Origin of the sequence: Streptosporangium amethystogenes (assembly GCF_000721075.1) — a bacterium.
GTDB classification, from domain to species: domain Bacteria; phylum Actinomycetota; class Actinomycetes; order Streptosporangiales; family Streptosporangiaceae; genus Streptosporangium; species Streptosporangium amethystogenes.
Map to the genome: position 1 here is coordinate 1 of NZ_JOEQ01000068.1, position 14,017 is coordinate 14,017.

Genomic DNA, 14,017 nt, shown 5'->3' on the forward strand with positions numbered 1-14,017 from the left:
GGCTATCCACAGCCGAAACCCCGGCTTCTACGAAACCTTCGTCAGCGCAGGTCAGACGGTACTTCGTTGGAAATTTCTTCATTGCTACCGGAACCCCGAGTCCGGGCGGCGGCGAGGTCGACGGCCGGATCGCCGGCGAACAGGTCGCCGAAGTCGACCACGCCGCAGATGGTGCCGCACGGCGGCATTCGGCCCCGTTCTTCCGGGCCGCTTGAGAGGGCTGCTGGGAGAGGGCCGCTTGAGAGGGTAGGGCCAGCCACCTCGCCGAGCGAGGCGGTCGGCCCGTTCCGAGTCAGTCCGGGATCTGCTTCTCGTTCCAGGTGTAGTAGATGTAGGTGCTGCCGGGCCCGGTCATCGTGCCGTATACCTGCCAGAAGCTGTTGGCGCCGGGCGAGTAGCGGAAGACCTTGTCCCCGGGACGGTCGTCCACGAACACGCTCGTGGACCCGTCGGCGGACCGGATCCGTGCCTCGATCGTGAACGTCGAGGTGTCCGGGATGTCGAGGCAGACCTCGTACGTGTACGCCAACGGACCGGCGAGGTTGTAGCTACGACCGTCCACCCCCGGCCGCTGGACGTTGGTGGGGACGTAGCTGTTCAGAACCCGGGTGTACCCGCCCGTGGAGCAGTCGACTGCGGCTGCGGACGCGGGACTGATGCCGGTGAGCGTGGCGCCGAGGACGCCGGTGGCGACGGTGAGAACGGAGATGGTGCGCTTCATGCCTCTCCTCATCCGTGAAGTGTCCCTCCAATTAAGTAGTTGAAGGCTGAACTGATTTTGACCCGGTTGCCGTGTCCGGACAAGCCCGGTCAAGAGTCCGTGTACGTTCGCCGGCAAGCGGGTCACGTTCAGCTCACGGCTTCAGCTTGAGCCTCTTCCTCGACGCACCCGGGAACACGGCGACCAGGTGCTCCTCCTCTCCCGCGTCGTCGACCCGCACGTAGACACGGAGCCGGTAGCGGCCCTTCCCCGCGATCGCCAGGTTCGGCATCGGGGCACCCGCGCCCACCTCTCCGCCCTCGCCCATCTCCGGCACGGTGAGCCGGCCGCTGCGGCTGACGATCGGCATCTCGTTGACCTGATCCCAGCCGGCCGTCCGCGGTGGCGGCGCGGTGCGGAAGGCCTTCACGGTAAGGCACAGATCAACGACGTCCGCGACGTGCCCGATGAGGGCGCTGTCGTCGTAGACCTTGTCCATCGCCTGCTCCGCCGCCTCGGCGGCCCCTTCGCCTGCGGGGTCGTGGACCACATAGCCGGGATCGCCGTCGACGAACAGGAAGTAGTTGGCCGTGGCCTGGACGACCCCCTTCGTCCGGGGCCACGGGTCACGGCACCTCGCGTTCTTCTCGGCGACGTAGGCGGTGTCCGCCGCCTCCATCTCCGCCGTCGACCGCAGCAGCTCGGGATGGGTCGCGCCGACGACCTCCGGGCAGACGTAGACGAGGTCCCACAGGTCCACGCCCCAGGCGGGCCGCGCGCTCCCGGCCCGCGTCAGAATCGCCTCCTGCTCGTCGCGGTCCTTTGTCCGGCACAGCGCCCGCCCATACGCGAGGATCTGCTGGTCCGACAGGCTGTCCGGGAACATGGGGGAGACCCCGCCCTCCGTGCTCCGCGCCCGGCACAGGAACGCGGCGTCGCGTTCCGCGGGTTTCAGGTCGCCGAAGCTGGGCCGGTCATAGCAGTCCATCGACCAGCCGGTGTAGGTGAGGTGCGGGGTCTGCTCCGGGTGGATCAGTGCGATGATCGGCAGTACGGCCACGGCCGCCACCGCGACGCGGGTCACGCGCCGCCGCGCGGGTGGAAGGGCCGCCGGGCGGCCCTCAGCGGGCATTTCACGGGCGGTCGCCGCAATCCACACGGTGCTGACGAGCCCCAAAGCGTCCATCATGACCAGCATCGCCAGACTGCCGCTGGAGATCCTTGCGAAGAGAATGTTGAGCGGGATCACCAGCACGTAGACGCCCACCGACGACCACCCGGCGACCTGCGTGCCGCGGCTCCACCGGCCGTCGCGCCGCTGCCCGACGACCGTGATGACGATCCCCGCCATTCCGCCCAGCATCAAGCCCAGTCCGACGATGCCGCCCGATCCAAGCTCTGGGAGGTCGAGTTCGTCGAGCAGTTCGTTGGCGATCCCGGCCAGCTCGACCGCGAACATCGCTGTGGCCGCCGCGCGCAGCATGCGGGACCGCCAGCGGATGACGAGCAGGTAGAGGACGTAGATCGCGGTCCACAGCGCGAGCTGGAATACCGCGTCGACCGCGTCGGGCAGCAGCGCGATCGGGTACCACAGCACGAGGGTGTACGCCACCGCCAGATACAGCAGCCGGCGCAGCGCCTTCTCTCGGCGGTCCAGCGGTCCCGGCGCGGGGGCACGCAGGATCAGCCACAGGAGCGCGGCCTTCACCAGGGCGGCCACGAGCAGCGCTACAGTCGTCAGGGTGTCGAAGTCATCGAGCGCGTAGAACCCCGCATAGGCCGGCGGCGACCATTCGACGGCCACCCAGAGCCAGGCGTCGCCGAGCACCAGGCCCGCCACCGCCGCCGCAAGAACCAGACCTACTAATCCAATTCTTATAAACCGCCAGAAACTATCTGAAAGCACGAAGCGCGATCTTAGCGCGGCACCGCCGTACAGGCGGACACAGCGGAACGAGCGGTTCCGCCCCGCCGATCAGACCCCATGCTCTCCGGCGCGATGCGGTTTCGATGATGGTGAGGCGCTCGGCGGCCCGGACGCGCGGCTCCCGGCTCGACCCCATGATCGATGACCTGCGCACACTGCCGAAGAAGGTCGGGCAGCCGATCCTTGTTTCTCGGTGGCGCACTGGAAAGCCCCGGCGATGCCCCAGGCACGGCCCATCCATCCAGTGACGGAACCTGTTGAGCCCGCTTCCATGAAGATGTTCGGGGTTGCATTCGGTATTGGTGAACGGTCCCGAAACCTCGGCACCCGCCCTCGCTGCGTTTTTCACCGTCTGCGACGCCGTTTTCCTCGTCGGTGCAGGACCTCGAGGGTCAGGCGCTCACCGCGTGTCGCCCCGGCCGCCGCCTACCCGCGACGAATGCCTCCGCGGTCGAGGCGACGCGCTTTCGACCACTCACCTACCGAGAGCGTCCGCTCCGGCCGCTCCGGCGGTGAACGTCAGTCGAGGGTGATCGTGACCAGGGAGACGAGAGTAACGCAGGTGATTTTGCATGGATACAGAGCGGCCTCCATCTTGCTGGGAAGCATGTCCAGAGAGTTGATATCGAGTTCCACTGCTCTTCTCCTTTTGTTGGGGAGGACCTCCACCGGGACTGCGGCGGTCTCCGTAACCGCCTGCTCGTCCGGCGGAGTCTGTGTGGTCGGACTCGGTGCGGTGCCTACCACGCCGCTTCATTGGCGCGGGCGGGTTCCTCGATCAAGGTCGTGCTCCGGGTCCGTACCGGTACGACGAATTCGCCGTACTGGGACAGCATCGTGGCGGGCTCTTATGAACCACTTTCGATGGGAACGGCAAGGCGTTCCCGATTCTCGGCTTGACTTTCGCTGATCACCGAAACGACCGGGACGGAAGACGCTGTTATCGGCAGGCCGGATGCCGTTCGCCACGAAACGGCAGCCGGTCACGGCCATGTTCACCCGGGCACTGGAGTCCGGGATTCCATTTCACCGGTTCACCGCCGATGAGCCCTTTCGTGCCGACGATAATCCGCGGGCACTTAAGAAGCCTTAAGCGTTCTTAACGGTCGCTTATGCTGATCTTGAAAGGCTGAGGCCACGTTCGGGACGGCTGGTCATGGCCCGCGATCGGACCCGCACTCGGACCGTCGAGGTCAGGAGTTGCGCGGGGCCACCAGGCCGGATTCGTAGGCGAGGACCACGAGCTGGGCGCGGTCACGGGCATGGAGCTTGACCATGGCCCGGTTGACGTGGGTTTTCGCGGTCAGCGGGCTGATCACCATGCGGTCGGCGATCTGGTCGTTGGACAGGCCCTGCGCGACCAGGGCGACGGCCTCGCGTTCGCGGTTGGTCAGTTCTTTCAGCCCCGTGTCGGTGCCGGGGTTGAGCGGCTGGGTGACGTACCTGTCGATGAGCTTGCGGGTGATCGACGGGGCGAGCAGCGCGTCACCGCGCGCGGCGACGCGCACGGCGTGCAGGAAGTCCTCCGGCTGGATGTCCTTGACGAGGAATCCGGACGCGCCGGCGCGCAGCGCGTTGAAGACATACTCGTCCAGGCCGTAGTTGGTCAGGATGACGACGTGCACCCCGGCCAGGGCCGGGTCCGCGGCGATGCGCCGGGTCGCCTCGATGCCGTCGACGACCGGCATCTGGATGTCGACGAGCGCGATGTCGGGCAGGTGTTCCTTGGCCAGGGCCAGGCCCTCCTTCCCGTCGGCGGCCTCGGCCACCACCTCGATGTCGTCTTCGAGATCGAGGAGCGCGCGGAATCCGCTGCGGATGAGCGGCTGGTCGTCGACCAGCAGGACACGGATCATGACGTTCGGTCTACGGGAAGTTCGGCGTGGACGGTGAAGCCTCCCTCACCGCGCGGTGCCGCCCGCAGGCGCCCGCCGAGGGCGGTGACTCGTTCGCGCATCCCGAGCAGCCCGACGCCGGGCACCGGGACGGTGTCCGGTGTGGCCTTGCCGTCGTCATCGACGCGTATCGCGAGGGCGTCGGGACGGTAGTCGATCCGGACCGACACCGTCGCGGCGGAGGCGTGACGGGCGATGTTGGTGAGCGATTCCTGAACGATCCGGTAGACGGTCCGGCTCACCGCGGCCGGCACGTCGTGTCGTTGTCCTTCGACCGTCAGCGTCGCGTCCACGCCGATGGTGCGGGCCCGTTCCACCAGTTCCGGGACATGGTCGAGCCCACACGGCGGGGTCGTGTCGTCGTCGCGCAGCGCCTGCAGGGTCGCGCGCAGCTCCCGGGTCGCCTCACGACCGGCCTCCTGGATCACCAGCAGGGCCTCCGGCACCTGTTCACCACGCTTGCGGGCCACGTGGACGGCGGCTTCGGCCTGCACCTTGATGACCGAGATCTGGTGGGTGAGCGAATCATGCAACTCCCGTGCGATGCGCAGCCGCTCCTCGTTGGCGCGGCGCCGCGCGGTCTCCTCCCGGGTGCGCTCGGCTTCCTCCGCCCGCCGCTCGGCCTGCCGCAGCGCCTCACCCGCGGCACCGGCCGCGACCAGCCAGGCCAGTTCGAGGGCGCCTCGGGCCTGCGCGAGCGCCTCGCCCGTGTCGTGCAGACCCGAGGCCAGGGCCGCGAGGGGAAGAGCGGCCAGCATGATCACGCTCACCGCCACCGTGACGGTGCGGTGTCCCGCCCGTACGGCCGCGTACACCGCGCACAGGTACGCGACGGCGGGCACGTCGAAACCGGCCGCCTGGTAACCCACCGCGCACAGCCCGGTGACGGCCAGGACGGGAACCGGAGCCCGGCGGCGCGCGGCCAGCACCAGGCCGCCGACCGCCAGCAGCGCGTAGCCGAACAGGTCGAGGTTCGTGGTGGAATTCTGCCCGAACAGCCCGGTGACCAGCAGCGTCGCCGCCACGCAGACGGCGATCGCCCAGTCTGTGACACCGGCCCGGACACCGGCCCGTCCTGTACTCATGCGCGCACCTTAGCCGGATGTCCGCGTGGGCGACTCCTGCGTGCGGATGATCGGCCGGCTACCGCACACGCGGTATCTTCGCGGCCGCTGCGGCGTCCGCGGTAGTGCGAATTGCCTGCGTCCGCCGGACGACCGGCGGTGGGCCCGGCGGACATGATCAGGCGATGTCCACTCGCAGGAAGAGAAGGAGCACCGCATGTCAGTCCGATTCGTGATCGCCATGGCCGAAGCCGCCCTGGTCGAAGGTGTCGAGCTTGCCGCACGGCCGGATCCCGCCAGTGCTTACACCTTGACCGCCGGGCGTCTCTGGTCCTTGGTGGCCGCGCTGCTGGGGCTGGCCGGCGTGGTCATCGGCGGGCTGGCCCTGGCCCGCTCCGCCGGTCGTATCGGCACCGGCACCGGGCGGAGGGGAGCCATCGTGGCCCTGGCGGCGGGGCTGGCCGGCGCGGTCGGTGGCGGGCTGGTCGTGGCCGCCGCCGACGGCGGTCCCGGCACCGGCTACGGAATAGTCGGGGGCTTCGTGGCCCTGGCGGTCGGGCTGATCGCCATGGCCCTCGGCGGGCTGGCGCTGGCCCGCTCCCGCCGCACCGGCTGACCCGAAGTCCGCCCCGCCCCATTCCTGCGTGCCGTACGCCCCCGCCCTCAGCCACAGGCTTACCGGCCACCTGGCCGGAGTTGTTGCCGCCGCTCCAGGCCGCCTGCCTGGCGTTGGCGCCGTTGGCGGTGTTGCCCCAGCTGTCGGCGACCATGCCGTTGGTGCGGTTGACGACCGCTACCAGCCGCCGCCCAGGTCGACGAGCTGCCACTGCAGGTTGGCGCTGCCGTCGTAGTTCCACTGTTTGAGGTTCGCCCCGGCGGCTCCGGTGGGCGCGACCACGATCGTGTGGCCCGCCCGGGAGGCTTCCGCCCAGGCCGTGGCCGATGTACGTCTGTGCGGCACGAACGACGAACGCACGCGCGTTCCTTTCTTCCGGCCCGGGATACGCATGGGCGGTCGGTGTCGAACGGTGAGGGCTACCTCGGCGTTCGATCGCGCAGGTCCACGGCCAAGGGGGTGAGCAGGCGCTGCTGTGCGTCGTGATTGTGATCGGCCACCGCCAGCAGCCGCCGGCCGGCCTGCTCCGGCCGGACGCCGGGGCCGTCGGCCGCGAGGGTGCCCGGCCGGCGGGTGGCCCCGCCGACGACGTTCTCGTCGATCGTGAGGCCCAGGCCGGGTGAGTCCCCGAGGAGGAACGCGCCGTCCTCGACGTGCAGGTCGACGGACACTCCGAGCGGCGGACGCAGATCCTGCAGCTCGCTGGCCATGTGGTTCGGCACCGATGTCGCGGCGTGCAGCAGGCCGACCGGGATGTTGCCGATCGGGCTGACCGGCAGATCGTGGGCGTGAGCCAGGACCGACACCCGCAGGAAATGGGTGACTCCCCAGACCGCGGCCGTCTGGACGATGTCGACGGCCCCCGCGGCCAGCAGCGGACGATACTGCTCGAGCCCGGTGAGGTTCTCCCCGGTGGCGACCGACGCGCGGATCCCGCGGCCGACGGTGGCCAGGCCCTCGGCGTCCCACCGCCGGACGGGTTCCTCGATCCAGGTGAGATCCAGGGTGCGTTCCAGCTCGCAGACGTGCCGGATCGCCTGTTTGCGCGACCAGGCCTCGTTCACGTCGAGCATCAGGCCCGGCCGCTTCCCGTGCCCGGCCTCGGTCAGGACCTCCTGGACCAGCGTCAGGCGGTGCCGGTCCCGCCCGATGTCGAGGCCGCCTTTGATCTTAGCCGCCCGCAGACCGTGCTGGGCGTAGACCTCGTACACCGAGACGAGTTCGTCGTCGGTCAGGCCGATGTCCAGGCCCGAGGCGTAGGCGGGAACCCGCCTGTCACGCCCGCCCAGCAGACGCCAGAGCGGTTCACCGGCCGCCTTCGCCTTGATGTCCCACAGGGCGGTGTCGAGGGCGCCGATGGTCCCGAATACCGCGCCCGCGTGGCCTGCCTTGAAGGTCTGCCGCAGCATGCGGTCGTACAGTGCCGTCACGCCGCGCGGATCCTCACCCTCGATGGCGGCGAAGACGCCGTCGAGCTCCACGTGCGGACCGATGCCGACACCGGTGATCCCCTCGTCGGTGTCCACCATGACGATCGACACCGGAACGACCCCGTCGGCGTAGACGCCGTTGGCGTCACCGACCGGACGGTCCCATTCCTGGACCGTCGTCAAAGTGCGATACCCCGAAATCCGCATGTCAGCCCTTCGTGGAACCGGCGGTGACACCGTCGGCGATCTGGCGCTGGAGAAAGAGATAGATCATCAACATGGGTACGGCGGCGATCAGAACCCCGGAGGCGAAGGTGGGGATGTTGTCGGAGTACTGTCCACGCAGCGAGGTGACCCCGACCATGAGGGTGCGGTGGTTGGCCGACGGCATCATCAGCAGGGAGATGAGCACGTCGTTCCAGCAGAACAGGGTGTTGAGGATGCCCACCGACAGGAGGGCCGGAGTGCCCATCGGTAGCATGATGCGCCGGTAGACGCCGTACGTCGTGTTCCCGTCGATCCTCGCCGCGTCGACGATCTCTGCCGGAATGGTCTTGTAGTAACTCGTCATCAGGAAGATGGTGAACGGCAGGAACTGCGCGACGTAGGCCAGGACCAGCCCCGGATAGGTGTCGATGAGGCCGCTGTCGGCCATGACCCGTGCGAGCGGCACCATGATCACCTGAAACGGGATGAACAGCGCCGCGAGACAGCCCAGGAAAAGCGCCTTGGAACCGCGAAACCGCAGCCGGCTCAGCGCGAAGCCCGCCATCGACCCGAGGAGCAGCAGGAGGACCACCGAGATCGTCACCACGACGAGCGAGTTGGCGAAGTATCGCGCCATGCCGACGCTGGTCCACGCCGTGACGATGTTGTCCCACTGCAGGGAGGTCGTCGGGGAGAAGCGGTCGAGAACGTAGTCACGCCGGGCCTTCAAGGCGACGTTGGCGGTGAACACGAGGGGGTAGATCGTCGCCAGCGCGAGGAGCGCCATCGGAACGGCGACCACCCACCTGATCAGGCGTTTGTCGGGCATCAGTCCTCCCGCCCGGCGCGGCGGAGCACGCTGATCTGCAGGAGCCCCACCACGAGCATGATGAGGAAGAGAACCGTCGACGCGGCCGAGGCGAGTGCGGGGCGGTTCATCTGTCCCTGCTGGATCCAGACGTAGTACTCCGGCAGGTAGGTGGACCCCTCCGGGCCGCCGCTGGTCATGACGTACAGCAGGCCGAACATGGACGTCAGCATCCCGATCATCGTGGTCACGAAGACGAACTGGATGGTGCGGGTCAGGCCCGGGATGATCACGTGCCGGATGGTCTGGGGGAGCGACGCGCCGTCCATCCTGGCCGCGTCCAGGAGCGCGGAGTCCAGGGTGGCGAATCCGGCGAGGAACACCACCAGGGCCATCCCGAACGTCGCCCAGACGTGCACGCCGACCACCGCGAACATGGCGACACCCGGGTCACCGAGCCAGTCGACCGGTCCGAGGCCGATCGTCGCGAGGACGGTGTTCAACGGGCCGTCGAAGGCGAGCATGAGGTTGAAGATCGCACCGACGATCACCGGTGAGAGCACGGCCGGGAAGAAGTAGACGCTGCGGAAGACCCGGTGCCCGGGAACACGCAGATAGATGAACGTCGCGAGCAGCCCGGGGATGGCCACCGCCACGGGAAGCAGCAGCACCAGCAGCCCGACGTTGCGCAGCGCGCTCTGGAACGTCGCGTCCTGGAACATCTCCAGGTAGTTGTCGAGGCCGACCATCGTTCCGTTGCGTTCACCGTCGCCCGTGAAGGAGAAGTTGACGCCCAGTAGCAGCGGCCACAGCCGCAGAGCCACGATGATCAGTAAGGCCGGAGCCACCAGAACGTAAGGCGCGAGGCGCTCGGAACGCAATGAGCGGGAGACCTGCAGGGAGGGGGTCCCGATGTCATCGCGGCGTGCCCGCTGCCTTGTTTCTCCTCCGCCTGCCCGCCCGGAACCGACCGGGCGGGCAGGCGGTGACGAATCTCGGGCCGGCACGAGATCAGCTCGCCCGATCCGAGGCGGCCAGCTGCTCCACTACCTCGTCGACGGTCGCCGATCCGCTCAGGAGCTGCTGGGACAGCCTTCCCATCAGGTCCAGGGTCTTGGAGGACAACGCGACATGCAGTGCGGGCCTACCGCCCTTGATCTCGGACACGAGCGTGCCGACGGCCGCGGGGCCCTGCGAGACGTCGATCGTGGTGTCGGATGCGATCGCGCCGGCGTCGGAGTAGAAGGAGGTGAGGGCGTCGGTCGTGGTCAGCGACCGCACCAGGTCGGCGGCGAGCTTCGGGTCCTTCGCCCACTTCGCGACCCCATAGCCGATGCCACCGTCGTACGCGAGGCTCGGGGTCACCCCGGTGGTGACGACCGGCGCCGGCATGACGCCGAGCTTGTCGGCCCCCAGGAACTCGCTGAAGTCCTTCCAGTGCCCGATGTCCGACATCAGCCCGATGATGTGGGCGGCCTTACCAGAGTTGAAGATCGTGAAGGCGTCGTTGAACATCGCGGTCGAGTTGGCCCCGTCGTTGTTCAGCCCCGCGTCGCCGGCGTCCTTCCACAGCTTGAAGATCTGCTTCACGTTGGGAGAGTCCCAGACGCGCTTCCCGGCGATCCAGTCGTCGTACTCCTGTGCCGTCAGGATGCCCGAGCCGAGGCCCGACATGAAGAACTGGATGCCGGCGCCCTCCTTGTTGCCGAGCGCGAAGCACCTGGCTCCGGTCGCCTTCTTGATGGTGGCGCAGTCGTTGAGGAACTTGTCCCAGGTGGTGGCGGGGCTCGCCGGGTCGAGTCCCGCCTTCTCGTACAGCGTCTTGTTGTAGTAGATCGGATGGCCCTGCAACGTCACCGGCGCGGCGTAGGTCTTGCCGTCCTCGCCGAAGGCCTCCCAGCCCGCCAGGCGCTGTTTGTCCTCGGTCACGTACTGGTCGAGCGGAAGGAGCGCGTCCACGCGGTCGCGGATCTGGCCGCCTCCGTTGAAGAGGATGACATCGGGCCCCGTGCCGGACTGGATGGCCGCGCCCAGCAGGGTGTAGTACTGGTCGAATGGCTGGGCCACGAATTCGACCGTGACGCCGGGGTGCTTCTTGGCGAAGTCGTCCTTCGCCTTCTGGACGTAGGAGGCCGAGGACGCGTCACCGGATTTCCAGTCCCAGACCACGAGCTTCGTGATCTCGCGGGAACCGCTCGGCGACGACGCGGGTCGTGTGGCGCTTCCGCAGCCGGCCAGGGCCAGCGCCGCGACCATGAGGGCCGACCACAGTGTTCGCTGCTTCATTGCTGTTCACTTTCCAGAGTGTGGCCACTGTCGTGGCCGGCGAGGGTGGCGGCGTGAACTTCGGCGATGAGGTGGGAGTGCGGAACGTTGAGCACCGCGGCGGCCGTGGCGACGCTCACCATGGGTTCGTCGGGCAGCATCGCCGGCCGTTCGGCGATCATGCGCTCGCGGAATTCGGCGGCGAACCACACGGTGGCGTCACCGATGCCGAGATGAAGGACGAGGCCTTCGCGTTCCAGGTGCTGCAGGAGGTCGTCGATGTCGCCCGGCGTGCTCATACGCTGCTTTCCCTCGTGTCGGTGGTGTAGGCGGGATGGGGGTGCCCGGCACTGCGTTCCAGTGACGGCGCCCCCCAGGGCGTCCCGACCGGTGGGTTCGTCCGGGGCCGCCCGCGCCCGGCGCGTGTCCGGGTGATGGCCTTCGCCGGGGCGGTGGACCGCCCCGGCGAAGGTATGAGACGGCTGGATCAGTTGCGCAGGCTCCAGCGCTGGTTGGTGCCGCCGTTACAGGCCCAGAGGTTGAGTTTGGTGCCGTTGGCGGTGGCGTTGCTGGGCGCGTCCAGGCACAAGCCTGACTGCGCCCCCGTGATGGTGCCGTTGGCGTTGACGTTCCACTGCTGGTTCGTCTGCCCGTTGCAGTCCCAGATCACCACCTGGGTGCCGTTGCCGGTCCCCTGACCGTAGGCGTCCAGGCACTTGTTCCCGTACACCATCAGCTGCTTGCCTGAGGTGTGGGTCCAGCGCTGGTTGCCGCCGCTGCCGCAGTCCCAGAGCTGGGCCTGGGCTCCGTTGGCGGTGCTGCCGCCGGTGACGTCGACGCAGCGGTTCGACTGGGCCCCGACGATCTGCGCGCTCTGCTGGTTGCCGCTCCCCTGGGGCCCGGCGGCCGCCATCACGGTTTGAGCGCCCGAGGGCCAGTTGCCGTTGGTGACCGTGACGTTGCCGTTGACGACGTTGCCGCGGTCGCCGTTGGTCACGTTGGTGTTGCCGTTGGTCGACCAGTTGTTGGTGACGGTGAAGTTCCCCATGTTCTCGGCGAACCAGTAGTTGGCGGTGGCCCAGGTGCCGGTGGAGGAGAAGACGTTGTTGGAAGCGCTGTAGTACCGGGAGCCCTCGTCGAAGTAGATCCCGAAATAGCCGTTGGTCCGCAGGCAGTAGTTGTTGCTGATCATCGCGTTCGAGTTCGCCGAAAGCGTGTAGATACATCCGCCGTCGTTCATCTGTTGCATGACGTCGTGCACGTAGTTGCCGGTGAGCCGGTTGTTGGACGCGGTGGTGGGCGTGGTGTACCGCGGCTGGTAGTTGTACAGGCCGCGACCGGCGTAGTGTTCACTGCCGCCGGCGTCGTTGGCCCCCCACCCGTACCCGATCGACATGCCGGTGTACGGCATGTTGTAGACCTCGTTGTTGGAGATGGTGGCGGTGTTGACGTAGGTGGTCAGGACCGAGACGATGCCCCGGTACTCCACGCCGAGGTCGTGCAGGCGGTTGTTGCTGATGGTGATGTTCCGGTTGACCATCCGCTGGTCGCCGGGGTGGTGCGCGTCGGCGCGTACGCCGCCGACCACGATGCCACCGGCGGAGTTGCGGGCAATCTCGGACCGGGTGACGGTGACGTTGCTCGCGCCCAGGCCGACACCGCTGGTGTGGCCGTTGGCGTCGTTGCCGATGCCCACGGCCGTCTGGCCGAGGTTGAAGAACTGAGAGTCGCTGAAGGTGATGTCGTTGGCGGCGGACACCTGCACTGCGGCGGGCATCTGGTACCAGTTCGGCCGGGCGGCCTCGAACTGCGGGCAGCCGTTGTGGCAGGAGGAGAAGCCGGGCCAGTTCCAGTTGTCGGCGATGTAGGCGCCGGTCTGCTGGTCCACGTAGCCCTGGTTGCTGCTGGGCCCCATCCAGGTGGTGCCGGTGAAGGTGATTCCGGTGAACGTGATGTGGTGGGCGGGCGCGTCGTAGGTGCCCCCGACGTTCACCAGGGACTGCAGCATCGGCAGCTCCACGCTGACGTTGCTCATGTTCTGCCCGGCGAGTGGGATGTAGGAGAGCTGGCCGGTCCCGGGATTGATGTGCCACTCGCCCGGTGAGTCGAGGAACTCGTACGCGTTGGCCAGGTAGAGCGGGCCCGCCCGGTGCGGACTGGTGAAGGTGTCGTATCCGAAGTTGTTGTTGCTCCAGCCGGGCTGCTGCATCGTGATGAAGTTCCCGCTGATGTTCTGCACCGTCACGTACCGGTCCGTGAACGAGCCGACGCTCTCCATCTCGACCCGGTTCTTGTTGGCGAGGTTGTTCAGATAGCTCAGGGCGCCGTTGGTGAAGGAGAGGCCACTGCTGTTGGCGGTGAAGTCCGACCGGTTCACGGTGGTACGCGCGCGCGTGGCGATGGCACCGTTGACGTAGAGCTGCCGGGTGTCGACCCCGGTGCCGACGTTGGCCCGCCAGATGTTCTTCCCGGAGTCGGCGAGCGACCAGCCGGTGACCGCCCTCGCACCGCTGATCACGGGACGCGCCGACGGGGCCGCCCGCCACACCACCTGGTATCCGTTGTTGCCGGAGTCGGCGGCGGTGAGCCGTAGCGGCGCGAAGAGCCGATACACCCCGTCGGCCAGTTCCACGACGATGTCACCAGACATCGCGCCGGTGAGCGCCCGCACCGCGGTCTGCGCGGCCGGCAACGAGCACGGCTGGGCGCTGGAGCAGCTGCCGCCGGTACCGGAGGGGGAGGCGTAGAGGGTCGTGGTGGCCGCCAGGGCCGGGGAGACCGGAGCCACCAGAGCGGCTGCGGCGGTCAACCCTACCGCGGCGGCTCCGGCCAACATCAGCCTCCGCATCGCGGTGTACGAGAATTCGAACACGGCACTTCCTTGGGTGGGGGGAGAGGGTCCCCCTGCCGGGACGAGCGACCGTCCCGGCAGGGGATCCTGAAGGCGTCTCAGAGGCGCGGGAAGGGGATCAGCTCCTGGTCCAGCGCTGGTTGCCTCCGCCGTTACAGGACCAGATGGCGAGTTTGGTGCCGTTGGCCGTGGCGTTGTTGGGCACATCCAGGCACTTGTTCGCGCCGACGGCGGTGATGGTGCCGTCGGAGTTG

Annotated in this window: 14 protein-coding genes; 1 reads left to right on the forward strand and 13 read right to left on the reverse strand. The window is 68.1% G+C overall.

Going from position 1 to position 14,017, the window contains the following annotated elements; genetic code table 11:
• Positions 1-292 precede the first annotated feature (292 nt).
• The 5 genes from IG98_RS0142380 to IG98_RS0142400 all read right to left on the reverse strand — a co-directional run bounded on the left by IG98_RS0142380 (position 293) and on the right by IG98_RS0142400 (position 5,607).
• On the reverse strand, positions 293-721 hold the full coding sequence (locus tag IG98_RS0142380) for a hypothetical protein (protein WP_030925920.1): 429 nt from the start codon (positions 719-721) through the stop codon (positions 293-295).
• 133 nt (positions 722-854) lie between these two features.
• Entirely contained in the window at positions 855-2,540 is a 1,686-nt protein-coding gene (locus IG98_RS0142385; protein WP_030925922.1) for a DMT family transporter, read from the reverse strand.
• 606 nt (positions 2,541-3,146) lie between these two features.
• Positions 3,147-3,263 (reverse strand): ALQxL family class IV lanthipeptide, encoded by a 117-nt coding sequence (locus IG98_RS52950; RefSeq protein ID WP_211264364.1) that lies wholly within the window; start codon positions 3,261-3,263, stop codon positions 3,147-3,149.
• Positions 3,264-3,820: 557 nt separating this feature from the next.
• Complete coding sequence (locus IG98_RS0142395; protein WP_030925924.1) at positions 3,821-4,483, reverse strand: response regulator; 663 nt, start codon at positions 4,481-4,483, stop codon at positions 3,821-3,823.
• Positions 4,480-5,607: a sensor histidine kinase gene (locus IG98_RS0142400; RefSeq protein WP_030925926.1), complete on the reverse strand. Its 1,128-nt coding sequence runs from the start codon at positions 5,605-5,607 to the stop codon at positions 4,480-4,482. The genes IG98_RS0142395 and IG98_RS0142400 overlap by 4 nt, the downstream gene beginning before the upstream one ends.
• A 196-nt stretch (positions 5,608-5,803) precedes the next feature.
• Here IG98_RS0142400 and IG98_RS0142405 point away from each other — a divergent pair, with 196 nt between their 5' ends.
• Positions 5,804-6,202: a DUF6223 family protein gene (locus tag IG98_RS0142405; protein WP_030925928.1), complete on the forward strand. Its 399-nt coding sequence runs from the start codon at positions 5,804-5,806 to the stop codon at positions 6,200-6,202.
• 177 nt (positions 6,203-6,379) lie between these two features.
• On the opposite strand, the gene IG98_RS52955 is transcribed toward IG98_RS0142405, so the two are convergent.
• From IG98_RS52955 to IG98_RS54025, 8 genes are all read right to left on the reverse strand, one after another.
• Positions 6,380-6,562 (reverse strand): hypothetical protein, encoded by a 183-nt coding sequence (locus tag IG98_RS52955; RefSeq protein ID WP_030925931.1) that lies wholly within the window; start codon positions 6,560-6,562, stop codon positions 6,380-6,382.
• A 59-nt stretch (positions 6,563-6,621) separates the two neighbouring features.
• The gene (locus tag IG98_RS0142415) at positions 6,622-7,815 is read right to left on the reverse strand and encodes a mandelate racemase/muconate lactonizing enzyme family protein (RefSeq protein WP_211264365.1); all 1,194 of its coding nucleotides are present in this window, start codon (positions 7,813-7,815) and stop codon (positions 6,622-6,624) included.
• Between the two features lie 25 nt (positions 7,816-7,840).
• Positions 7,841-8,668, reverse strand: a complete 828-nt coding sequence (locus IG98_RS0142420) for a carbohydrate ABC transporter permease (protein ID WP_030925936.1) — start codon at positions 8,666-8,668, stop codon at positions 7,841-7,843.
• On the reverse strand, positions 8,668-9,471 hold the full coding sequence (locus IG98_RS0142425) for a carbohydrate ABC transporter permease (RefSeq protein ID WP_211264366.1): 804 nt from the start codon (positions 9,469-9,471) through the stop codon (positions 8,668-8,670). The genes IG98_RS0142420 and IG98_RS0142425 overlap by 1 nt, the downstream gene beginning before the upstream one ends.
• A 187-nt stretch (positions 9,472-9,658) precedes the next feature.
• Positions 9,659-10,933, reverse strand: coding sequence for an ABC transporter substrate-binding protein (locus tag IG98_RS0142430; RefSeq protein ID WP_030925940.1), 1,275 nt, complete (start codon positions 10,931-10,933; stop codon positions 9,659-9,661).
• Positions 10,930-11,211, reverse strand: coding sequence for a hypothetical protein (locus IG98_RS0142435; protein ID WP_030925942.1), 282 nt, complete (start codon positions 11,209-11,211; stop codon positions 10,930-10,932). The genes IG98_RS0142430 and IG98_RS0142435 overlap by 4 nt, the downstream gene beginning before the upstream one ends.
• 188 nt (positions 11,212-11,399) lie before the next feature.
• Positions 11,400-13,784, reverse strand: a complete 2,385-nt coding sequence (locus IG98_RS54020; protein WP_245651944.1) for a ricin-type beta-trefoil lectin domain protein — start codon at positions 13,782-13,784, stop codon at positions 11,400-11,402.
• Positions 13,785-13,881: 97 nt separating this feature from the next.
• Positions 13,882-14,001 carry an RICIN domain-containing protein gene (locus tag IG98_RS54025; protein ID WP_281178613.1) on the reverse strand — a complete coding sequence of 40 codons (120 nt, stop codon included), beginning with the start codon at positions 13,999-14,001 and terminating at the stop codon, positions 13,882-13,884.
• Between the last annotated feature and the right edge of the window lie 16 nt (positions 14,002-14,017).

Coding starts and splice junctions, on each gene's coding strand:
- IG98_RS0142380 (WP_030925920.1), bottom strand. CDS start 721: ATGAAGCGCACCATCTCCGTTCTCACCGTCGCCACCGGCGTCCTCGGC.
- IG98_RS0142435 (WP_030925942.1), bottom strand. CDS start 11,211: ATGAGCACGCCGGGCGACATCGACGACCTCCTGCAGCACCTGGAACGC.
- IG98_RS0142395 (WP_030925924.1), bottom strand. CDS start 4,483: ATGATCCGTGTCCTGCTGGTCGACGACCAGCCGCTCATCCGCAGCGGA.
- IG98_RS0142420 (WP_030925936.1), bottom strand. CDS start 8,668: ATGCCCGACAAACGCCTGATCAGGTGGGTGGTCGCCGTTCCGATGGCG.
- IG98_RS0142400 (WP_030925926.1), bottom strand. CDS start 5,607: ATGAGTACAGGACGGGCCGGTGTCCGGGCCGGTGTCACAGACTGGGCG.
- IG98_RS0142405 (WP_030925928.1), top strand. CDS start 5,804: ATGTCAGTCCGATTCGTGATCGCCATGGCCGAAGCCGCCCTGGTCGAA.
- IG98_RS0142430 (WP_030925940.1), bottom strand. CDS start 10,933: ATGAAGCAGCGAACACTGTGGTCGGCCCTCATGGTCGCGGCGCTGGCC.